Below are 21,905 nucleotides of genomic sequence, written 5' to 3'. Positions count from 1 at the left end.
CCCCCGGCCGGAGGGCGGGGAAACCGCGCGCGGCGGAAGGCACTGACCGCCGCGCGGATCCCGACGGGAACGTCAGTCGCAGCCGCACCCCGGCCCCGCCGGGGCCGCGGCCGGCACCGGGGCGCCGATCGTCGGGAGGCCGAGCATCACGCCGGCCGGCTTGGCGGCCGGGGCGGCCTGCCGCTTCTCCCAGGCGTCGCCGGCCCGGGTGCGCCGGACGCCGATCGGGGCGCCCTCCGCGAGGAGGTGGTGCGGGGCGGCGTAGGTGATCTCGACGGTCACCACGTCGCCGGGCCGGACGCCCTCCGCGGGCCGGGTGAAGTGCACCAGCCGGTTGTCGGGGGCGCGGCCGGAGAGCCGGTCCGTCCGGTCGTCCTTCTTGCCCTCGCCCTCGGCGACGAGGATCTCCAGCCGGCGGCCGACCTGCTTCTTGTTCTCCTCCCAGGAGATCTCCTCCTGGAGGGCGATCAGCCGGTCGTAGCGCTCCTGGACGACCGCCTTCGGGATCTGGCCGTCCATCTCGGCGGCCGGGGTGCCGGGCCGCTTGGAGTACTGGAAGGTGAAGGCGTTGGTGAAGCGGGCCTCGCGGACGACGTGCAGGGTCTGCTCGAAGTCCTCGTCGGTCTCGCCGGGGAAGCCGACGATGATGTCGGTGGAGATCGCCGCGTCCGGCATGGCCTCGCGGACCTTGCGGATGATCTCCAGGTAGCGCGCCTGCCGGTAGGAGCGCCGCATCGCCTTGAGCACGGTGTCCGAGCCGGACTGCAGCGGCATGTGCAGCTGGTGCATCACGTTCGGCGTCTCCGCCATCGCGGCGATCACGTCGTCGGTGAAGTCGCGCGGGTGCGGCGAGGTGAAGCGGACCCGCTCCAGGCCCTCGATGTCGCCGCAGGCGCGCAGCAGCTTGGAGAAGGCCTCGCGGTCGCCCAGGTCGGAGCCGTAGGAGTTGACGTTCTGGCCGAGGAGGGTGACCTCGACGACGCCCTCGGCGACCAGCGCCTCGACCTCGGCGAGGATGTCGCCGGGCCGGCGGTCCTCCTCCTTGCCGCGCAGCGCCGGGACGATGCAGAAGGTGCAGGTGTTGTTGCAGCCGACCGAGATGGCGACCCAGGCCGCGTAGGCGGACTCGCGGCGGGTCGGCAGGGTGGAGGGGAAGGTCTCCAGCGATTCGAGGATCTCGACCTGCGCCCGCTCCTCGACCCGGGCCCGCTCCAGCAGGGCGGGGAGGTGGCCGATGTTGTGGGTGCCGAAGACGACGTCGACCCAGGGCGCCCTGCGGACGATGGTGTCGCGGTCCTTCTGGGCGAGGCAGCCGCCGACGGCGATCTGCATGCCCTCGTGCTGCTGCTTGACGGGGGCCAGCCGGCCCAGGTTGCCGTACAGCTTGTTGTCGGCGTTCTCGCGGACCGCGCAGGTGTTGAAGACCACCAGGTCCGGGTCGGCGTCCTGGGCGGCCTTCGCGTAGCCCGCCTCCTCCAGCAGGCCGGACAGCCGCTCGGAGTCATGGACGTTCATCTGGCAGCCGTACGTGACGACCTTGTAAGTTCGCAAGCTCTCCTCCATACCCACGCCTGCAAGGGTACGGGCAGTGGGACGGCCCTCCCGCCGGGCCGTCCGGCCTGGCAGTATCCCTGCATGGCCCAGTCCTCGATACCCGCCCGGTTCGGTGCCGCCGTGCGCCGCGCCGCCCGCCGCCGGCCGGTGCCGATCGGCCTGGTGCTGCTGCTGGTGGCGGGCGCCCTCACCGGGTGGTGGCTGTCCTCCAGCGCCTCGCCCGGCTACCCGAAGGGCGAGATCGGCTTCTCGACCGGCGTGCAGCGCGGCGTGTACGACCGCTACGGGCAGCTGCTGCAGGGCTACGTCTCCACGGCGATGCCCGGGGTGCGGATGCGCCTGGACAACTCCCAGGGGTCGGTGGACAACCTGGAGCGGGTGGCCGCCGGCCGGGACGACTTCGCGATCTCGACGGCGGACGCGGTGGCGGGCTTCAACAGCCCGTCCAAGTGGCACCTGCGGGCGATCGCCCGGCTCTACGACGACTACCTGCAGCTGGTGGTGCCCGCCGACTCCAAGGTGCGGCGGACGGCCGACCTGCGGGGGCTGCGGGTCGGGGTGGGCCAGGAGAAGTCCGGCGTGAACCTCGTCACCCGCAAGCTGCTGGCCGCGGCCGGCCTGGACATCGACAAGGACGTCCGGCCGGCGCTGCTGGGCGTCGGCGACGCGGCGGACCAGCTGCGGGACGGCCGGATCGACGCGTTCTTCTGGTCCGGCGGCCTGCCGACCAACGCGCTCACCGACCTGTCGGAGCGCTACCGGATCCGGATCGTGCCGCTGGCCGACCTCGCCGAGGCGCTGCACCAGCAGGAGGGCGGCGGCGGCACCGACGCGTACCGGGCCGCGACCATCCCCAAGGACGCCTACCCGAAGGCCGAGCCGGCCGGCACCGCGGTGCCGACGGTCGCGGTGCCGAACCTGCTGGTCACCCGCGACGACGTGGACCCCGACCTGGTGCAGGGGGTGACCCGGGCGGTGATCGACAGCCGGGACACCATCGGCTCCCAGGTGCACGCCGCGCAGCTGGTGGACCTGCGCACCGCCGTCTACACCGACCCGCTGCCCCTGCACGAGGGCGCCCGGCGGTACTACACCTCGATCAAGCCCTGAGGGACCGCAGGACCAGGGCCACGGCCGCCGCCGGGCGGGGTCTCAGTCGCGGCGGCGCGGCACGGACAGCACCACGGTCAGCCCGCCGGGCTCGGCCGGGGCGAAGTCCAGCGAGCCGCCGCCCGCGAGCAGCAGGGTGCGGGCGATGGACAGGCCCAGCCCGGAGCCGTCCACGTTCTGGTGGCGGGGGCTGCGCCAGAAGCGGTCGCCGATCCGGCCGAGCTCCTCCTCGGTGAGCCCGGGGCCGGAGTCGGTCACCGCCACGCTGACCTCGCGCTTGCGCAGCACCGTGTCGACGGCCACCCGGCGCCCCGACGGGGTGAACTTCAGGGCGTTGTCCAGCACCGCGTCCAGCGCGCTGCCGAAGCCGATCGGGTCGGCCAGCCCGTACGCGACCGGGGGGCCGTCCCAGGCCAGGTCGATGCCGCGCTGGTCGGCGACCGGGCGCCAGGCGTCGACCCGGGCGAGCACCAGCGCGGTGAGGTCCACCGGCTCGGGCTCCGGGCGGGCGTGCTCGGCGGTGGCCAGGCCCAGCAGGTCGTCCAGCACCCGGGCCAGCCGGATGCCCTCCTCACGGACGGCGCCGACCTCCCCCTGGTGCCGCTCGGGCAGCTCCAGGCCGAGCAGCTCCACCCGCAGCAGCAGGGCCGCCAGCGGGTTGCGCAGCTGGTGCGAGGCGTCGGCGACGAAGGCCCGCTGCTGGTCGATGGCGAGCACCACGTGGTCGGCCATGTCGTTGAAGGAGCGGGCGAGGCGGCGCAGCTCCGGCGGGCCGCCGCTGGCGGCGACCCGTGCGTTGAGCCGGCCGGTGGCGATGTCGTGGGTGGCCCGGTCGAGGGTGCGGACGGGCCGCAGCACCCAGCCGGTCAGCCGGAGGGCGAGCAGCACGGCGACGATCATGGCGAGCGCCTCGCCGGCGCCGATCCACAGCCAGCTGTGCAGCACCCGGGCGCGCATCGGGCCGGTCGGCGACTCGGTGATCACCACGGCGACCACGTCGCCGTCGCGGACCACCGGCAGGGCGACGGTGATGGTGCGGTCCGGGGTCCACGGCCAGACCTGCGGCGGGTTGTGGCTGCGCCGCCCGTCCAGCGCCTCCTGGAAGGCCTGCGCGCCGGGGCCCTCCTCGGGCACCGTCCAGCCGACCGGGGCGACGGCGACGGAGCTGCCGTCCCGCTGGAAGATGCCGACCCGGGCGCCGTACAGGTCGTGGTAGCGGGAGGCCTCCAGGGCGAGCATGCGCAGCCGTGTGGTGTCCCCGGCGTCGGGCTCGGTGCCGCCCTTGACGGCGGTGTCGGAGCCCGCCCGGCCCTGGGTCGGCAGGTCCTGGGCGAAGCGGGCGGCGTCGTCGATCCGGTCGACCACCACCCGGCTCTGCTCGGCCGCGGCGACGGCGGCGGCCAGCGGCAGCCCGAGGGCCGCCAGCACGCAGGCCATCAGGGAGAGCAGGATGCCGAGCAGGCGGTTCTGCACGTCGGGCTCAGCGCTCCGCGGTGCCGGTGCCGGCGTTGTCCGTACCGGCGGCGTCCGTGCCGGCGGTGCCCGGGGCCCCGGCCGGTGCGGCCCGGTCGGCGTCGTCCGCGGGCTGCTCGGCGATCAGCCGGTAGCCGACGCCGCGGACGGCCTCGACGAGGCCGGGCAGGCCGAGCTTGGTGCGCAGCGAGCCGATGTGCACCTCCAGGGTGCGGCCGTTGCCCTCCCAGCCGCTGCGCCAGACCTCGCTGAAGATCTGCTCGCGGCGGTAGACCACGCCGGGGCTCTGCGCGAGCAGCGCCAGCAGGTCGAACTCCTTGCGGGTGAGCGGCACGTCGCGGCCCTGCACGCTGACCCGGCGGCGCTCGCGGTCGATCACGATGCCGCGGGAGGCGAGCGGTCCGCCGGCCTGCTCGGCCGGGCCGGCCGGGGCGGCGGGCAGGCCGCGGCGGGAGACGGCGTGGATCCGGGCGAGCAGCTCGCCCATGTCGTAGGGCTTGGTGATGTAGTCGTCGGCGCCGAGGTTGAGGCCGTGGATCCGGGAGCGGATGTCGGCCCGGGCGGTCACCATGATCACCGGGACGCCGCTGCCGGCCCTGATCCGGCTGCACACCTCGAAGCCGTCCCGGTCCGGCAGCCCGAGGTCGAGCAGCACCACCCGGAACGGATCGTTGCCGTCGGGCACGAGCGCGTCCAGCGCCTCGTGCCCGCTGCGCGCGTGCTTGACCTGGAAGCCGTGCCGGCCCAGGACAGCGGTGAGCGCGGCGGCGACCCGGTCGTCGTCCTCGACGAGCAGCAGTCGCATCCGGTACCTCCCATTTCTCCCGTTGCCGCGGTGGCCTGTCCGGCCAGTGTGCCGGGTGGGCGGCCCGACCGGTACGGCCACGCGGTTCGGAGTATTGTGCCGTCCGCCCCGGGGGCGGCGACACCGGCGTCTGCGGGGCGGACGCGCCGCCCCGGCCCATCGCACCGCACACGGCCGGTCGCCGGGGGCCGCGGCCGCGGGCCGTTACCGAGCCGATACCCGGAGCCGTCCGGCCCCGTCCCGGTGCGCAGGGTGACCTCCCGGCGGCCGTGCGTGGCCTGATCGTGATCCTCAAGTTCCGCTCAGATCGACTGACATGGCATCGTCGGGCCTCCTATGGTCGGCCCACCGGGGGCTGCGGGCTCCGCCGGCTCCGGCCCCCGGCACCAGTTCGACGCACCAGGTCGATCCACTTCGCACCACCAGCACTGCCACCCGCGGGAGTTCACCCCGGGTCAGAGACGAGGAGCTACCGCGCGATGACCGAGACCGCCGTCACCGATGCCGCGGCCGCAACCGCTCCGCTGGTGGTGCTGTCCGGCGTCAACAAGCACTTCGGCGCCCTCCACGTGCTGCAGGACGTCGACCTGAGCATCCGCCAGGGCGAGGTCGTGGTGCTGATCGGGCCGTCCGGCTCCGGCAAGTCGACGCTCTGCCGGACGATCAACCGGCTGGAGACGATCGACTCGGGCACCATCACCATCGACGGCCGGCCGCTGCCTGCGGAGGGCAAGGAGCTGGCCCGGCTGCGCGCCGAGGTCGGCATGGTGTTCCAGAGCTTCAACCTCTTCGCGCACAAGACGGTGCTGGAGAACGTCGTCCTGGCCCAGGTGAAGGTGCGCCGTGTCGCGCGCGCCCAGGCCGAGGCCACCGCCCGCGAGCTGCTGGAGCGGGTCGGCGTGGGCGCCCAGGCGGACAAGTACCCGGCGCAGCTCTCCGGCGGCCAGCAGCAGCGCGTGGCGATCGCCCGGGCGCTGGCGATGCGGCCGAAGGTGATGCTCTTCGACGAGCCGACCTCCGCGCTCGACCCGGAGATGGTCACCGAGGTGCTGGAGGTCATGCGCCAGCTCGCCGCCGAGGGCATGACGATGGTCGTGGTCACGCACGAGATGGGCTTCGCCCGCTCCGCCGCCAACCGGGTGCTGTTCATGGCGGACGGCCGGATCGTCGAGGAGAACACCCCGGACGCGTTCTTCACCGCCCCGCGGACGGACCGCGCCAAGGACTTCCTGTCCAAGATCCTGAGTCACTGAACGCCGCGGCGCCCCTCTGCGCGCCGACCCAGAGCGGCCGGGCCCGACGGGGTGCCCGGCCGCAGTCACGGAAGGTCCAGCCCGGCCCCCGGTCGTCCGGTGGCCACTACCGAGGAGAGCCAACCCTCATGAGGACTCGTCGCACCATCGCCGCCGCCCTGTCGGTGCTCGCGCTGACCGCCGTCGCCGCCTGCGGCAAGGACGGCTCGCCGGCCGGCTCCGACGCCGCCGCGCCGACCCTGCCCACCTACGCCGTGAACAAGTCCGCCAACCTGGACGCCTCGCCGGTGTGGAAGAAGGCCAAGGCCAAGGGCAAGCTCACCATCGGTGCCAAGGCGGACCAGCCGTACCTCGGCTTCGAGGACGTCACCGCCAACACCCGCACCGGCTTCGACATCGAGATCGCCAAGATGATCGCGGCCGACCTGGGCTTCGCGCCCGACCAGATCGACTTCAAGACCGTCGTCTCCGCCAACCGCGAGACAGAGATCAGCGGCGGCGGCATCGACTACTACGTCGGCACCTACAGCATCAACGACAAGCGCAAGGCCTCGGTCTCCTTCGCCGGCCCGTACTACATCGCCGGCCAGGACCTGCTGGTGAAGAAGGACAACACCGCCATCACCGGCCCGGAGTCGGTCGCGGGCAAGAACGTCTGCTCGGTGACCGGTTCCACCTCGGTGACCCAGATCCAGAAGTACGTCGGCGAGGGCAAGAAGGTCGTCCAGTACGACAACTACGCCCAGTGCGTCGACAAGCTGCTGACCGGCGAGATCGACGCGGTCACCACCGACGACGCGATCCTCAAGGGCTTCGGCGCCAAGAACGCCGGCAAGCTCAAGGTCGTCGGCAAGACCTTCTCCGCCGAGAAGTACGGCGTGGGCCTGAACCACGACGACAAGGTGCTGCGGGACGCCATCAACAACGCGCTGAAGGCCCACGAGGACAACGGCGACTGGAAGAAGGCGTACGACGCGACGCTCGGCCTGTCCGGTGCCGCCGCCCCGGCCGTGCCGCCGCTCGAGCGCTACTGATCCGGTCCGGGACCGGCCGAACGACCTAGAGAGGAGGGCCGCCGGCGTGGGCATACTGTTCGAGGGCGACAACTTCGCGCTCTTCCGCGACGGTTTCCTGCAGACGATCGAGCTCAGCGCGGTGAGTGCGCTGTTCGCGCTGCTGCTCGGCACCGTACTGGCGGCCTTCCGGGTCTCCCCGGTCCCGGCGCTGCGGGTGTTCGGCACCGTGTGGGTGAACACCTTCCGGAATACCCCGCTGACCCTGCTGTTCTTCGCGGTGATCTTCGGACTCCCGCGGCTGGACGTGCACTTCGACAACTTCACCTTCGCGGTGATCGCGCTCAGCGCCTACACCGGCTCGTTCGTCTGCGAGGTGCTGCGCTCGGGCATCAACACGGTGCCCTTCGGGCAGGCCGAGGCCGCCCGCAGCCTGGGCATGTCCTTCGGCCAGACCCTCCTCCACGTCGTGCTGCCGCAGGCGGCCCGCACCGTGCTGCCGCCGATGAGCAGCATCTTCATCGCCCTCCCGAGGAACTCGGCGATCGCCGGCGCGTTCAGCGTCGCCGAGCTCTACAGCGTGCAGGCGACACTGAGCGACAAGGGGTACGCCATCCTCGCGATCTTCTTCTGGGTGGCGCTGGCCTACCTGCTGGTCAGCTTCACCGTCGGCGGTGTGTTCCGGTTCCTGGAGAGCCGCCTGGCGGTGGTCCGATGAGCACCCGCACCGCCACCGCGACCGTCCTCTTCGACACCCCCGGCCCGAAGGCCACGCTCCGCTACCGGCTGTTCGGCGTCCTGTCGCTGCTCGCCATCGCCGGCCTCGGCTGGTACGTGTACGCCAAGCTGGACGCGGCCGGGCAGTTCGACCCCCAGCTGTGGGACCCGTTCCAGTACACGGCCGTGCAGCAGCGCATCCTCGACGGCATGGTGGCCACCCTCAAGGTCTTCGCGCTGGCCGGTGTGCTGTCGATCGTGCTCGGCGCGCTGCTGGCCGCCGGCCGGCTCTCCGACCACCTCCCGGTGCGCGCGGTGTCCTCGGCCCTGGTGCAGTTCTTCCGCGCCATGCCGCTGCTCATCATGATCTTCGCGCTGTACCACGCGGTGTTCCCCTCGGAGCCGATGCCGGCCCTCGTCCTCGGGCTCACCCTCTACAACGGCGCCGTCCAGGCCGAGATCATGCGCACCGGCATCCTCGCGCTGCCCCGCGGCCAGGGCGAGGCCGCCTACGCCCTGGGCATGGGCAAGACCCAGGTCATGGCGCTGATCCTGGTGCCGCAGGCGGTCCGGTCGATGCTCCCGGCGATGATCGGCCAGCTGGTGGTCACCCTCAAGGACACCTCGCTCGGCTTCGTCATCACCTACCCCGAGCTGCTCTACGCGGGCAAGCTGATCGCCAGCAACTCCACGGGCTATCCGTACATCCCCGTGGTGATCGTCGTCGGCACGCTCTACATCGGCCTGTGCCTCGCCCTCACCGGCCTCGCCAAGTGGCTCGAGGCGCGCGGCCGACGCGGCGCGAACCGGCGCACACCTGCTGCTGCTTGACGTCAACCCAGGCGATCTGTTGCATTGCTCTTCGTGACACCACCAGGGACCACCCCCGCGGCACATGCTGATCCCGCACGCCCGGAGGTCCCCGCGTGGACCCGGTGATCGTCGTCGGGGCCGGGCCGGTCGGGCTGTCGCTCGCCCTGGCCCTGGCCCGGCACGAGGTGCCGAGCATCGTCCTCGACGAGGGCGCGGGCCTCTGCCCGGAGAGCCCTCGCACCGTCGTCCTCGGCCCCGACACCACCGCCCTGCTCGAACGCCTCGGCTACACCCGGGCCGCCTCCGACGCGGCCCGCTGGGACGCCTTCACGGTCTGGCGCCGACGCGCCGAGGTCCTGCGGATCCCGCTCGACGAGGAGCCGGTGCTGCACCTCGCGCAGCACCGGCTGCAGCGCGGCCTGCGCGACGCGGTCACCGCCACCCCGCTGATCCAGCTGGCGCCGCTCACCCGCGTCGTCGAACTCGAACAGGACCGGGACGGCGTCAGCGTCCGCACCACCGGCACCCGTGACGGCGCCTCCACCTGGTGGCGCGGCAGCCACCTGGTCGGCTGCGATGGCGCCCGCTCCACCGTCCGCAAGCTGCTGAAGATCCGCTTCCCCGGCCGGCCCGCCGTCGACCGGCACGCGGTCGCCACCGTCCGCGTCGACCTGCCCTTCCCCGGCGAGGCCCGGCTGCACCGCGAACCCCCGTGGCGCGGCGACCGCGAGGCCTCCGCCCGCCCGCTGCCCGACGGCCTGTGGCGCCTCGACTGGCGGCTGCCCCCGGGCCGCCCCGCCCCGACTGAACCGGTCGACCCGCACGCCACCTGGCCCGGCATCGTCACCGGCGACACCCTGCTCACCCGGGTCCGCGCCGCCCTCACCGGCTGGTGCGGCGAACTCCCCGCGTACGAGCTGCTCGCGGCCGCCGACCACACCGCCCAGCAGCGGCTCGCCGCCCGGTTCCGCTCCGGCCGCTGCTTCCTCGCCGGCGACGCCGCCCACCTGCACGGCGCCCTCGGCATGCAGAACCTCGTCGACGGGCTCCGCGACGCCGACAACCTGGCCTGGCGGCTCGCCCTGGCCTGGCACCTCCCCTCCGGCGGGCCGCAGCCCGGCGGGGCGCTGCTGGACGGCTACGAGGCCGAGCGGCGCAGCGCCGTCGGCGCCCGGCTGCGCGCGGTGGACCAGGCGATGCCGCTGCTGCGGCCGCTGCGCGGCTGGCAGCAGACCCGGCGGTCGATGTTCACCGGCTCGTTCCGCAAGCACGCGCCGCTGCTGGCGGACGGCCAGCTCGGCACCGGCCGCTTCGGCGGCGCACCCGCCTACCCGGCCGCCCCGTCCGGGGTGCCCGGGCAGGTCCCGGAGCAGCGCGCGGCCCGTGCCACCTCGCTCACCGAGAACCTGCCGCCGACCGCGCCGGGCGTGCAGGTGCCCGACCTGGCGGTGGTCACCACCGAGGGCACGCCGGACCGGCTGCGCGCCCGGCTCGGGCTGGGCTTCCTGCTGGTGCTGGTCGCGCCCGGCACGGCCGTCTGGTCGTCCCGGCACTGGTTGGGCGCCGGGATGATGCCGCGGCTCACCGAGGTGGCCGCGGCGCTGCCCGTCCCGGCCGAGGTGCTGGTCACCGAGGAGTACCCGGGGGCCGAGCCGCACACCGTGCTGCTGGTGCGCCCGGACGGGCACCTGGTCGGCACCACCCAGGGCTGCCGGGCCGAGGAGCTGCGCAGCCTCGCGGAGGGCGCCCGCGGCGGGCCGGCCCAGCTCCCGGCCGGCGGCGCCGGCGCCGACCGGACGCCGGAACGCGATCCGGATGCGGCGTCACGGAAGACCGCGGCCCGGGAGGACGCCGCCCGGGAGAAGGCTGCCCGGGACGGCGCGGGCCGCCGCTGACGCGCCGCAGGGAGGGCACAGGGACGCCGCAGGGACGCCGCAGGGCTCAGCGGGCGAACTCGGTGGCCCGGCTCTCGCGGACCACGGTGATCCGTATCTGCCCCGGGTAGGTCAGCTCCTCGCGGACCTGCCGGGCGACCTCCCGGGCGATGGTCTTGGCCCGCAGGTCGTCGACCTTCTCGGGCTGGACCATCACCCGCACCTCGCGCCCGGCCTGCATCGCGAAGACCTTGGAGACACCCTCGTGCGAGCGGGCGATCTCCTCCAGCCGCTCCAGCCGCCGGACGTACGCCTCCAGCGACTCCCGGCGGGCACCGGGGCGGCCGCCGGAGCAGGCGTCCGCGGCCTGGGTGAGCACCGCCTCGACCGTCTTGGGGTCGACCTCGCCGTGGTGGGCCTCGATCGCGTGCACCACCTCGGCGGACTCGCCGTGCCGGCGGGCGAACTCCGCGCCGATCGCGGCGTGGCTGCCCGGCAGTTCGTGGCTGAGCGCCTTGCCGATGTCGTGCAGCAGCGCGGAGCGCTTCACCAGGTCCTGGTCGACGCCGAGTTCGGCCGCCATCATGCCGGCGATGTGCGCGGACTCCACCAGGTGCCCGAGCACGTTCTGCCCGTACGAGGTCCGGTACCGCAGGGTGCCGAGGGTCCGGACGAGCTCCGGCTCCATGCCGTCGAGCTGGACGGCGAGCAGGGCGTCCTCACCGGCCCGCACGCAGAGCCGCTCGACCTCGGCGCGGCTGCGCTCGTGGACCTCCTCGATCCGCAGCGGGTTGATCCGGCCGTCGGCGGTGAGCGCCTCCAGGGTCAGCCGGGCGGCCTCCCGGCGGACGGGGTCGAAGCAGGAGAGCTGGACGAGTTCGGGGGTGTCGTCGACGATCAGGTTGACCCCGGTGACGGCCTCGAAGGCCCGGATGTTGCGGCCCTCGCGGCCGATCACCCGGCCCTTCATGTCCTCGTTGGGCAGCTTGAAGGCGGCCACCACGGTGTCGGCGGTCTGCTCGGCGGCCAGCCGCTGGATCGAACCGGCGATGATCTCGCGGGCCCGCTGGTCGCCCTCGGTCTTGGCCCGGCGCTCGATCTCCCGGACGGTGACGGCCGCGTCCCGGCGGGCCTCCGACTCGACGGCGCGAGTGAGTTCCTCCCGGGCGCGGGCGGCGGTCAGCCCGGCGGCGGTCTCCAGCGCGCGGCGCCGATCGGTCTCCAGCTCGGCGAGTTCGGCCCGGGTGGTGTCCAGTTCCGTGGCGCGGCGGTCGAGTTCGTCCTCCTGGGCGCGCAGCCGGCGCAGTTCCTCGGCCAACCGCTCCTCGCGGCGGTCGAGTTCGGCGCGCAGCTGGGCGGCCTGGGTCTCGGCCCAGGTGCGCGCCCGCTCGGCCTCGCCGACGGCGCGGCGCTGGGCGGCCTGCAGACGCCGGATCATCAGCCAGGTGAGGGCCAGGACGAGGCAGAGGACGGCGGTCAGCAGCAGGGAGGCGACCGATCCGGTGCCCATCGCGATCCTCATCCCGGCCTCACTCCCCGTGCCTGCGCGCTGTGTCGGTGCGGCGGTGAGGGAACTGCCGGGGACCGGGGGGTGGTACGCGGAACCGACTCCGACCGATCCTGCGCACGGCAGGCCGTAGCGTGATCGAAGTGATCCCTCACTGCTTGCGAGGCTAAGCGCAGGTTACGAAACGGTCAAGATGCGATCGAGAGTTGATGCCGATGACTGATGATCCGTCACCAATCCTCGCCGAGGCCTTCACTCTCCTCCCCCAGTGCCTCCCGGACGACGCGGAAGGCGAGGCCCTCGGAGTAGCCGCGGCGGGCGAGCATGCCGACCAGTCGGCGGGTGCGGGCCTGCGGCTCCAGACCGCGGGTGGTGCGGAGCTTGCGGTCGACCAGGGCGCGGGCGGCCTCGGCCTCGTCGTCAGAGTCGACCCGGGTCAGCGCCTCCTCGACGAGGTCGCCGGAGACGCCGCGGGTGCGCAACTCCTGGGCGAGGGCGCGGCGGGCGAGGCCGCGGCGGCCGTGCCGGGCGTCCACCCAGGCGGCGGCGAAGGCGGCGTCGTCGATCAGCCCGACCTCCTCGTAGCGGGAGAGCACCTCCTCGGCGACGTCGTCGGGGATCTCCCGCTTGCGCAGGGCGTCGGCGAGTTGCTTGCGGGTACGCGGGCTGCCGGTGAGCAGGCGCAGGCAGATGTCGCGGGCCCGGCCGGCGGGGTCGGCGGATTCCTCGGCGCGTCGGCGTGGGGCGGCGTCGGAGGACCGGTCGCCCCGCTCTGCGGGATCGGACCGCCGACGGCGTCCGCCCGGTCGTTCGGCACGACCACCACGGTCGGCACCGTCGGTGCTGTCACCGCGGTCCGACCGCGGTGAGCGTGCACGCCGGGACTGCGGGGCCGCCTCCTCGGCGGGCGGTTCGCCCTCTTCCGGGGCGAGCGCGCTGCGTCGGCGCCGGCGGCCGGCGGGCAGCGCGGAGGCCGAGCGCAGGCCCGGCACCTCGGCGAGGCTCGGCGCGGGGCCGTCGTGGTCGTCGGGCCCGGACGGTCCGTCGGCCTCCGGCTCCTCCTCGGGGAGGGCGACGGCGGCGAACCAGTCGGGCGGTCCGGCGTCATCGGGCTCGGCGGCGGGTGCGGCCGAGCCCGATGGGCGGTCGGGGATGTGCATCGGCGGATCAGGCCTTCGCGGCGGCCACGGTCTTCTTGGCGGCGGTCTTGGTGGCCGGCGCCGCAGCCGGGACCTCGGCGGCCGGTGCCGCGGCGTTGGCGTCGGCGTCGGCCGGCGCCTCGGTCTTCGGGCCGATGCCGAGCTTGCCCTTGATCTTCCGCTCGATCTCGTCGGCGAGCTGCGGGTTGTCCCGCAGGAAGTTGCGGGCGTTCTCCTTGCCCTGGCCGAGCTGGTCGCCCTCGTAGGTGTACCAGGCGCCGGACTTGCGGATGAAGCCGTGCTCGACGCCCATGTCGATCAGGCCGCCCTCGCGGCTGATGCCGACGCCGTAGAGGATGTCGAACTCGGCCTGCTTGAACGGGGCCGCGACCTTGTTCTTGACGATCTTGACGCGGGTGCGGTTGCCGACCGCCTCGGTGCCGTCCTTCAGGGTCTCGATGCGGCGGATGTCCAGGCGGACGGAGGCGTAGAACTTCAGCGCCCGGCCACCGGTCGTGGTCTCCGGGGAGCCGAACATGACGCCGATCTTCTCGCGCAGCTGGTTGATGAAGATGGCGGTGGTGTTCGACTGGTTGAGCGCGCCGGCGATCTTGCGCAGGGCCTGGCTCATGAGCCGGGCCTGGAGGCCGACGTGCGAGTCGCCCATCTCGCCCTCGATCTCGGCGCGCGGCACGAGCGCGGCGACCGAGTCGATGATCACCAGGTCGATCGCGCCGGAGCGGATCAGCATGTCGGTGATCTCCAGCGCCTGCTCACCGGTGTCCGGCTGGCTGACCAGCAGGGCGTCGGTGTCGACGCCGAGCTTCTTGGCGTACTCGGGGTCGAGGGCGTGCTCGGCGTCGACGAAGGCGACGGTGCCGCCGGCCTTCTGCGCGTTGGCGGCGAGGTGCAGCGTCAGCGTCGTCTTGCCGGAGGACTCCGGGCCGTAGATCTCGACCACGCGGCCGCGCGGGATGCCGCCGACGCCGAGCGCGACGTCCAGCGCGGTGGAGCCGGTCGGGATCACGTCGATGGGCTCGTTGGCCTTCTCGCCGAGGCGCATCACCGAGCCCTTGCCGAACTGCCGCTCGATCTGGGCGAGTGCGGTCTCAAGGGCCTTCTCGCGGTCCGTTCCTGCCATGGCTTCCACCCTCGGGTTCTGTGCTGTGCGCTTCATCGTCCTCGACGCTAGCGCGTCCCACCGACAATCGACCCGGATCGGGCCGCGCCTGTGGAAAACTCGCCGCCCACAAGTATAGAGAACAATCGTTCGAATATTGCGGGGACTCCTACTCCTCCCCGTCCCGCCTGTCCCGACCTGCGGAATCGTCCGCGGATCCGGTCCGCATCATGCGCCGCAGACGGCGCGCGGCCTGCCGCCTGCGCTCCCGGCGTTCCTTCCGCTCCTCCCCGCGGTCGATCCGCGGGTCGGTCGCCACCTCGTAGCGGCGCACGTAGGTGCCGACGAATCCCTGCAGGGTGGCCGCGGCCGGGATGGCGATCAGCGCGCCCACCGCGCCGAGCAGCGCCGCCCCGGCGATCACCGAGCCGAACGCCACCGCGGGGTGCACGTCCACCGTCTTCGCGGTGATCCGCGGGTGCAGCAGGTAGTTCTCGACCTGCTGGTAGACGATGACGAAGCCGAGCACCCAGACCGCGTCCACCGACTGCCCGGTCAGCGCGACCAGCACCGGCAGCGCACCCGCGATGTAGGTGCCGATGGTCGGCACGAACTGCGACATCACGCCGACCCAGACGCCGAGCGCGGCCGCGTACGGCAGGCCGAGGATCTGGAAGACCAGCCAGTGCGCCAGCGTCGAGATGAGCGCGAGCAGCGCCCGGGAGTACAGGTAGCCGCCGGTCTTGGCGAGCGCGATCTCCCAGGCGCGCAGCACCTCGCCCTGCTTGGCGGGCGGCAGCAGCGAGCAGACGGTGCGCCGCACCCGCGGGCCGTCGGCGGTGAAGTAGAAGCTGAACAGGCCGACGGTGAAGAGCTGGAAGAGGCCGCCGATCACGGTGCTGGAGACGCCCCAGACGTTGCCGGCCGCCTGCTGGGCGTACTTCTCGACCGTCCCGGAGTCCTTGAGCACCCGCTTCTGCAGCTCGTCCAGCGAGAGGTCCTGGTGGAAGGTCCGGTTGATCCAGCCGATCAGGTTCTCCAGCAGGTGCGGCAGCTCGCCGGCGACCCGGGTGACCTGGTCGACGAGCAGCGTGCCGAGCGCGGCGAGGAAGCCGCCGACCGCGACCACCGCGGCGATGAACACCAGGAAGGTGCCGAGCCCGCGGCGCACCCCGCGGGCCGCCATCCGGTCCACCGCCGGCTCCATGGCCAGCGAGAGGAAGAAGGCCACCAGCAGCATGACGAAGAGGTCGATCAGCTGGTGGAACGCCCAGTCGGCGAGCTGGAAGAGGCCGACCAGCACCAGGGCGAGCACCATCGCCCGGGGCAGCCAGCGCGGCATGGCCCCGCCGCGCAGCTGGGGTCTGCGGCCGAACCATTCGTCGCGGGCGGGCCGTCCTTCCGGTGCCCCGGGCACCTGGCTGCTCTGCTGTTCTGGGCTGCTGTCCACCCGCCAAGTCTCGCCCATCGGACGGACGGCGTTTCCGGAATTGCGGCCGCGCCGACCCGCCGGCCCGGCGGGTCGGCGCGGCCCCGCGGCTCAGCGCAGCCGGGCGGGGACCCCCTGGCTGCCGCAGACCACCCGCCAGACGTCCTTGGCCTCCCAGCCGCCGTCCAGCGCCTGCTGCACCGTCCGGCCGCCGAGCTCGCTCATCACGTGGTCCCGCGCGAAGGACTCCGCGTACGCCTCGCCGAAGTGCTCGTTCATCCGTCGCCAGAACTCGGTCAGCCTCATGGCACCCAGTATCCCCGAGCCGGGTCGGCACCGGCCGCGGGCGGCTCCCGGCCCGGCGGGAGCCGCGGGCCCTCAGGGCAGCGCGAGCAGGCCGGCGCCGTAGAACCTGCGGTCGCCGCAGGTGTCCGGCCCGGTCGGGCAGTTGGCGGCGGCGGCCGACTCCAGTTCGCCGGTGATCCGGTCGGGCCCCCAGCCGGGGTGCTCGGCGGCCACCACCGCGACGGCTCCGGTGACGTGCGCGGCGGCCATCGAGGTACCGGCGAGCGCCGCGTACCGGTCGCCCGGCCAGTCGGAGACGATCGCGCCGTCCGCCCCGCCGTCGGGGTCGCCGCCGGGCGCGGCGATGGTGACGCCGCCGTAGTTGGTGTAGCCGGCCGGCACCCCGGCGCGGTCGACGGCGCTGACGGTGACCACGCCCGGCAGCTCCCCGGGCAGCCGGATGCACTCGGTGCCGAGGTGGCGGTCCTGCGGCGGGCCGGAGAGGCGGTCGTTGGGGCTGCGCCGGTCGTCGCGGTCGGCGGCGAGGTCCTGGCTGTCGTTGCCGGCCGAGGCGACGACGACCGAGCCGCGCTTCTGGGCGTAGGCGACGGCCCGGCCGACGGCCTGGGTGAGGGCGGCCTGGTCCGGGTCCTCGGGGCAGTTGTACTTCCACGGGTCGGCGAAGTAGCTGTCGTTGATCGCGCGGGCGCCGTGGTCGGCGGCCCAGAGCATGCCGCAGACGATGTTCTCGGCGTAGTACTGGCCGAGCGGGCCGAGCAGCCGCACGGCGGCGATCCGGACGCCGGGGGCGACGCCGGTGACGCCGCGGCCGTCCCGGGCGGCGCCGACGGTGCCGGCCACGTGGGTGCCGTGGCCGCTCTCGGAGACGCCCTCGTCGGGCCGCCAGGCGCCGTAGCGGGCGTCCGGGCGCCCGTCGGCGCAGGAGACCGAGGCCCGCGGGTCGACCGCGTCCCGCAGGTCCGGGTGGGTGTCGTCGACGCCGGAGTCGAGCACGGCGACGAGCACGCCGCGCAGGGCGGCGGCGGTCGGCGCGGACGCGGCTCCGGCACGGTCCGCGGCGGGGGTGCGCAGCAGTGCGGCGGAGGCGGTCTGCGGGTCCCCGGCGCCGATCATGGCGAGGTTCCAGTCGTCCTGCTCGGCCGGGTCGGAGAGGCTGCCCTGGGCGTCGTCGGCGGCGGCCGCGGCCTCGTTGGCGGGGCGGAAGTCGGCGCCGGTGAGCGGGCCGGGCGGGCTCGGCACGGTGGCGGTGCGGGTGGCCCCGACGGCGGCTATGCCGGGCCGTTCGCGCAGCCGCTGGGCGAAGCCGCCGGAGGCGTAGGCGAGCACCGCGCCGATCTGGGGGTAGTCCTGGACGACCCGTCCGCCGGCCGCCCGGGCCTCGGCCGCGGCGAGCGAGGCGCCGTCGGCGTCCTGCCGCTCGGCGAGCACCAGGTAGCTGAGGTAGGCCCGGCCCGCGCCGGAGACGTAGGGGACGGCGCCGCCGACGACCAGGGCGACGAGCAGCATCGCCAGCAGCAGCTGGAGGAGTCGGCGGCGTCCGCGGGCGGGGCTGCCGGTCGCCGGGGCACCCGGTTCCATGGCGACCTCCGCTCTCCGCGGGACGGGGCGCGGGGCGGCCCGACCGAGCTGGTGGAGTCCTCCTCCCGGAGCGCGGCAGCTCCGGAAAGTGTGACTGAATCTTCACCATATGAGTGAAATGTCCGATTCTGCTCCCCGGGTTGCGGCAGACGGAGTGCCCGGCGGCGGAGTGCCTGCCGGTGGACCCGCCCTGTCGGCGGACCCGCCCTGTCAGTGGCACCGGGCACCATGGGGGCATGGCGCAGCACAGCCCCGCGGACGCCCTCGCCGGATTCGCCCCGGCCACCAGGGCCTGGTTCACCGGCGCCTTCACCGCGCCCACCGCCGCCCAGGCCGAGGCCTGGACGGCCATCGGCCGGGGCACCGACGTCCTGGTCGTCGCCCCCACAGGCTCCGGCAAGACCCTGGCGGCCTTCCTCTCCGCGCTGGACCGGCTCGCCTCCACCCCGTCGCCGGCCGACCCCAAGCGCCGCTGCCGGGTGCTCTACATCTCGCCGCTGAAGGCCCTCGCGGTGGACGTCGAGCGCAACCTCCGCGCCCCGCTCACCGGCCTGCGCCAGGCCTCCGTCCGGCTCGGCCGGCCCGAGCCGGAGATCGAGGTCGGCATCCGCTCCGGCGACACCCCCGCCGCCGACCGGCGCCGCTTCGCCTCCCACCCGCCGGACATCCTCATCACCACCCCCGAGTCGCTCTTCCTGCTGCTCACCTCGGCCGCCCGGGACGCGCTGCGCGGCATCGACACGGTGATCCTCGACGAGGTGCACGCGGTCGCCGGCACCAAGCGCGGCGCCCACCTCGCGCTCAGCCTGGAGCGGCTGGACGCACTGCTGGACGCGCCGGCCCGCCGGATCGGCCTGTCCGCCACCGTCCGGCCGGTCGAGGAGGTCGCCCGCTTCCTCAGCCCGCAGCGCGGCGCGGTCGTCGTCCAGCCGCCCGCCGCCAAGGAGTTCGACCTGTCGGTGGTCGTCCCGGTCGCCGACCTCGACGAACTGCCCTCCGCCGGCGGCGACGACAACGACCCCGCACGGCAGGCCTCGATCTGGCCGCACGTCGAGGAGCGCATCGTCGACCTCGTCCAGGCGCACCGCTCGACCATCGTCTTCGCCAACTCCCGCCGCCTCGCCGAGCGCCTCTGCAACCGGCTGAACGAGATCGCCCACGAGCGCGCCACCGGCGAACCGCTGCCCGAGGCGCACGCCCCCGCCCAGCTGATGGGCGGCTCCGGCGCCGCCGGCGGCGCCCCGCCGCTGATCGCCCGCGCCCACCACGGCTCGGTCTCCAAGGAGCAGCGCGCCCAGGTCGAGGAGGACCTCAAGGCCGGCCGGCTGCCCGCCGTGGTCGCCACCTCCAGCCTGGAGCTCGGCATCGACATGGGCGCCGTCGAGCTGGTCGTCCAGGTCGAGTCCCCGCCCTCGGTCGCCTCCGGCCTGCAGCGCGTCGGCCGGGCCGGCCACCAGGTCGGCGCGGTCTCCACCGGCGTCGTCTTCCCCAAGTACCGCGGCGACCTGGTGCAGTCCGCCGTCGTCACCGAGCGGATGCGCGCCGGCCGGATCGAGGCGCTGCGGATCCCCCGCAACCCGCTGGACGTCCTCGCCCAGCAGCTGGTCGCCGTCACCGCCCTGGACACCTGGGACGTCGACGAGCTGCTCGCCCTCGTCCGCCGGGCCGCCCCCTTCGCCTCCCTGCCGCAGTCCGCGTTCGACGGCGTCCTCGACATGCTCGCCGGGCGGTACCCGTCCGACGCCTTCGCCGAGCTGCGTCCCCGCCTGGTGTGGGACCGCGTCGCCGGCACCGTCACCGGCAGGCCCGGCGCCCAGCGGCTCGCCGTCACCTCCGGCGGCACCATCCCCGACCGCGGCCTGTTCGGCGTGTTCATCGCCGGCACCACCGGCGCCGATTCGAAGACCGGGAAGAAGGGCGGCGGCCGGGTCGGCGAGCTCGACGAGGAGATGGTCTACGAGTCCCGGGTGGGCGACGTCTTCACCCTGGGCACCACCTCCTGGCGGATCGAGGACATCACCCACGACAAGGTCCTCGTCACCCCCGCCCCCGGCGTGCCCGGTCGGCTGCCCTTCTGGAAGGGCGACACCCTCGGCCGCCCGCTCGAACTCGGCCGCGCCGTCGGCGCCTTCGTCCGCGAGCTCGGCTCGCTCCCGCCCGAGCGGGCCACCGAGCGGCTGAAGGCCGCCGGCCTCGACGACTGGGCCGCCGGCAACCTGCTCACCTACCTCGCCGAGCAGCGCGCCGCCTGCGGGCACCTGCCGGACGACCGCACCATCGTCGTCGAACGCTTCCGCGACGAGCTCGGCGACTGGCGGATCGTCGTCCACTCCCCCTTCGGCGCCCAGGTGCACGCCCCCTGGGCGCTCGCCCTCGGCGCCCGGCTGCGCGAGAAGCACGGTCTCGACCCGCAGGTCATGCACGCCGACGACGGCATCGTGCTGCGGCTGCCCGACGCCGACCTGCTGGACTTCCCCTCCCCCGACGCGCCGCCCCCCGACGAGGCCCCGGTCGGCGCGGACGCCGCGCTCTTCGACAGCACCGAGATCGAACAGCTCGTCACCGACCAGGTCGGCGGCTCCGCGCTGTTCGCCTCCCGCTTCCGCGAGTGCGCCGGCCGGGCCCTGCTGCTGCCCCGCCGCAGCCCCGGCCGCCGCACCCCGCTCTGGCAGCAGCGCCAGCGCGCCTCCCAACTGCTGGAGGTCGCCGCCGAGTACGGCTCCTTCCCGATCGTGCTGGAGGCCGTCCGCGAGTGCCTGCAGGACGTCTTCGACGTGCCCGGCCTGGTCGAACTCATGGGCGACCTGGAGTCCCGCGCCGTCCGCCTGGTCGAGGTCACCACCCCCGAGCCCTCCCCCTTCGCCCGCTCGCTGCTCTTCGGCTACGTCGCCCAGTTCCTCTACGAGGGCGACTCCCCGCTCGCCGAGCGCCGCGCCGCCGCGCTCTCCCTCGACTCCCGGCTGCTGTCCGAACTGCTCGGTCAGGCCGAACTGCGCGAACTCCTCGACCCGGAGGTCCTCGCCCAGCTGGAGGCCGAACTCCAGCGCCTCACCCCGGAGCGGCGGATCAAGGACGCCGAGGGCGTCGCCGACGCGCTGCGGCTGCTCGGCCCGCTCTCCGAGGCCGAACTCACCGTCCGCGGCGCTGAAACGCTCTGGTCTCTGGAGCTTGAGTCCGCCCGCCGGGCCATCCAGGTCCGGATCGGCGGCGAGCTGCGCTGGGCCGCGATCGAGGACGCCGGCCGGCTACGCGACGCCCTCGGCACCCCCCTGCCGGTCGGCGTCCCCGAGGCCTTCACCGAACCGGTCAAGGACCCGCTCGGCGACCTGCTCGCCCGTTACGCCCGCACCCACGGCCCGTTCACCGCCCCCGAGGCCGCCGCCCGCTTCGGCCTCGGCTCCGCGGTCGTCACCGGCACCCTGCACCGGCTCACCGCCGCCGGCCGCCTCGTCCAGGGCGGGTTCCGGCCGGTCGAGGGCCACACCGCCACCGTCGAGTGGTGCGACGCCGAGGTGCTGCGCCGGCTGCGGCGCCGCTCGCTCGCCGCCCTCCGCCAGGAGGTCGAGCCGGTGCCGCCCCGCTCGCTGGCCGCCTTCCTGCCGCAGTGGCAGCACCTCGCCGGGCACCGGCTGCGCGGCCTCGACGGCCTCTACCGGGTGGTCGAACAGCTCCAGGGCACCGCCCTGCCCGCCTCCGCCCTGGAGAAGCTGGTCCTCCCGGCCCGGCTGAACGACTACACCCCCGAGATGCTCAACGAGCTGATGGTCGCCGGCGAGGTCGGCTGGGCCGGCGCCGGCGCCCTGCCCGGCAAGGACGGCTGGATCAGCCTCCACCTCGCCGAGAACGCCCACCTGCTGCGCCCCGAGCCGGTGCCGCCCGCCCTCACCCCCGTCCACACCGACCTGCTGGAGGCCCTCTCCGGCGGGTACGGCCTGCTCTTCCGCCAGCTCGCCGACCGGCAGCCGGACACCCCCGAGACGGCCCTCGCCGACGCGCTCTGGGACTTGGTCTGGGCCGGGTACGTCACCAACGACTCGCTCGCCCCGCTGCGCGCACTGCTCGGCTCCGGCCGCACCGCCGGGTCGACGGCGCACCGGGCGCCGCGCGCCACCCCGCGCGGCCGCTTCGGCGTCGCCGGCCGGCCCTACGGGACCCCCCCCCCCCCCCCCCCCCCCCCCGCCGGCCCCCGGGCGGTGCTGCCCGGGGCCCCCACC

Annotated in this window: 16 protein-coding genes; 7 read left to right on the top strand and 9 right to left on the bottom strand. The window is 74.2% G+C overall.

Annotated elements, in window-relative coordinates; translation table 11 throughout:
* Positions 1-72: 72 nt before the first annotated feature.
* Positions 73-1,563, bottom strand: a complete 1,491-nt coding sequence (gene miaB / locus ABD353_RS10390; RefSeq protein ID WP_344623288.1) for a tRNA (N6-isopentenyl adenosine(37)-C2)-methylthiotransferase MiaB — start codon at positions 1,561-1,563, stop codon at positions 73-75.
* Between the two features lie 72 nt (positions 1,564-1,635).
* Here miaB and ABD353_RS10385 point away from each other — a divergent pair, with 72 nt between their 5' ends.
* Positions 1,636-2,664 (top strand): TAXI family TRAP transporter solute-binding subunit, encoded by a 1,029-nt coding sequence (locus ABD353_RS10385; RefSeq protein WP_344623212.1) that lies wholly within the window; start codon positions 1,636-1,638, stop codon positions 2,662-2,664.
* Between the two features lie 42 nt (positions 2,665-2,706).
* Here ABD353_RS10385 and ABD353_RS10380 read toward each other — a convergent pair whose 3' ends face one another.
* Both ABD353_RS10380 and ABD353_RS10375 read right to left on the bottom strand, forming a co-directional pair.
* The gene (locus ABD353_RS10380; protein WP_344623211.1) at positions 2,707-4,137 is read right to left on the bottom strand and encodes a sensor histidine kinase; all 1,431 of its coding nucleotides are present in this window, start codon (positions 4,135-4,137) and stop codon (positions 2,707-2,709) included.
* A 7-nt stretch (positions 4,138-4,144) separates the two neighbouring features.
* A complete protein-coding gene (locus ABD353_RS10375; RefSeq protein WP_344623210.1) occupies positions 4,145-4,942 on the bottom strand; it encodes a response regulator transcription factor in 798 nt (265 codons plus the stop codon).
* 479 nt (positions 4,943-5,421) lie between these two features.
* Here ABD353_RS10375 and ABD353_RS10370 point away from each other — a divergent pair, with 479 nt between their 5' ends.
* From ABD353_RS10370 to ABD353_RS10350, 5 genes are all read left to right on the top strand, one after another.
* A complete protein-coding gene (locus tag ABD353_RS10370; protein ID WP_425555115.1) occupies positions 5,422-6,195 on the top strand; it encodes an amino acid ABC transporter ATP-binding protein in 774 nt (257 codons plus the stop codon).
* 128 nt (positions 6,196-6,323) lie between these two features.
* A complete protein-coding gene (locus ABD353_RS10365; RefSeq protein WP_030272562.1) occupies positions 6,324-7,229 on the top strand; it encodes a glutamate ABC transporter substrate-binding protein in 906 nt (301 codons plus the stop codon).
* Between the two features lie 46 nt (positions 7,230-7,275).
* The gene (locus ABD353_RS10360) at positions 7,276-7,926 is read left to right on the top strand and encodes an amino acid ABC transporter permease (protein WP_344623209.1); all 651 of its coding nucleotides are present in this window, start codon (positions 7,276-7,278) and stop codon (positions 7,924-7,926) included.
* Positions 7,923-8,756: an amino acid ABC transporter permease gene (locus tag ABD353_RS10355; protein WP_344623208.1), complete on the top strand. Its 834-nt coding sequence runs from the start codon at positions 7,923-7,925 to the stop codon at positions 8,754-8,756. The genes ABD353_RS10360 and ABD353_RS10355 overlap by 4 nt, the downstream gene beginning before the upstream one ends.
* Positions 8,757-8,851: 95 nt before the next feature.
* Entirely contained in the window at positions 8,852-10,633 is a 1,782-nt protein-coding gene (locus ABD353_RS10350) for an FAD-dependent monooxygenase (RefSeq protein WP_344623207.1), read from the top strand.
* A 46-nt stretch (positions 10,634-10,679) separates the two neighbouring features.
* On the opposite strand, the gene rny is transcribed toward ABD353_RS10350, so the two are convergent.
* The 6 genes from rny to ABD353_RS10320 form a co-directional block, all read right to left on the bottom strand.
* Positions 10,680-12,134, bottom strand: a complete 1,455-nt coding sequence (gene rny, locus ABD353_RS10345; RefSeq protein ID WP_344623206.1) for a ribonuclease Y — start codon at positions 12,132-12,134, stop codon at positions 10,680-10,682.
* Positions 12,135-12,349: 215 nt separating this feature from the next.
* Complete coding sequence (locus tag ABD353_RS10340; protein ID WP_344623205.1) at positions 12,350-13,279, bottom strand: RecX family transcriptional regulator; 930 nt, start codon at positions 13,277-13,279, stop codon at positions 12,350-12,352.
* Between the two features lie 7 nt (positions 13,280-13,286).
* Positions 13,287-14,399: a recombinase RecA gene (gene recA, locus ABD353_RS10335; protein WP_344623204.1), complete on the bottom strand. Its 1,113-nt coding sequence runs from the start codon at positions 14,397-14,399 to the stop codon at positions 13,287-13,289.
* A 148-nt stretch (positions 14,400-14,547) separates the two neighbouring features.
* Complete coding sequence (locus ABD353_RS10330; RefSeq protein WP_425555114.1) at positions 14,548-15,828, bottom strand: AI-2E family transporter; 1,281 nt, start codon at positions 15,826-15,828, stop codon at positions 14,548-14,550.
* Positions 15,829-15,918: 90 nt separating this feature from the next.
* Positions 15,919-16,113: a DUF3046 domain-containing protein gene (locus tag ABD353_RS10325; RefSeq protein ID WP_344623203.1), complete on the bottom strand. Its 195-nt coding sequence runs from the start codon at positions 16,111-16,113 to the stop codon at positions 15,919-15,921.
* 72 nt (positions 16,114-16,185) lie between these two features.
* Positions 16,186-17,691, bottom strand: a complete 1,506-nt coding sequence (locus tag ABD353_RS10320) for a S8 family peptidase (RefSeq protein WP_344623202.1) — start codon at positions 17,689-17,691, stop codon at positions 16,186-16,188.
* Positions 17,692-17,927: 236 nt separating this feature from the next.
* On the opposite strand from ABD353_RS10320, the gene ABD353_RS10315 reads away from it, so the two are divergent.
* Positions 17,928-21,905 (top strand): ATP-dependent helicase (locus ABD353_RS10315; protein ID WP_344623201.1); only part of this gene is annotated, 3,978 nt, incomplete at its 3' end.

This window comes from Kitasatospora arboriphila (assembly GCF_039528095.1).
GTDB lineage: Bacteria > Actinomycetota > Actinomycetes > Streptomycetales > Streptomycetaceae > Kitasatospora > Kitasatospora arboriphila.
Note: the sequence above shows the minus strand (reverse complement) of the source record. Positions and strands in the feature narration are given on the sequence as shown.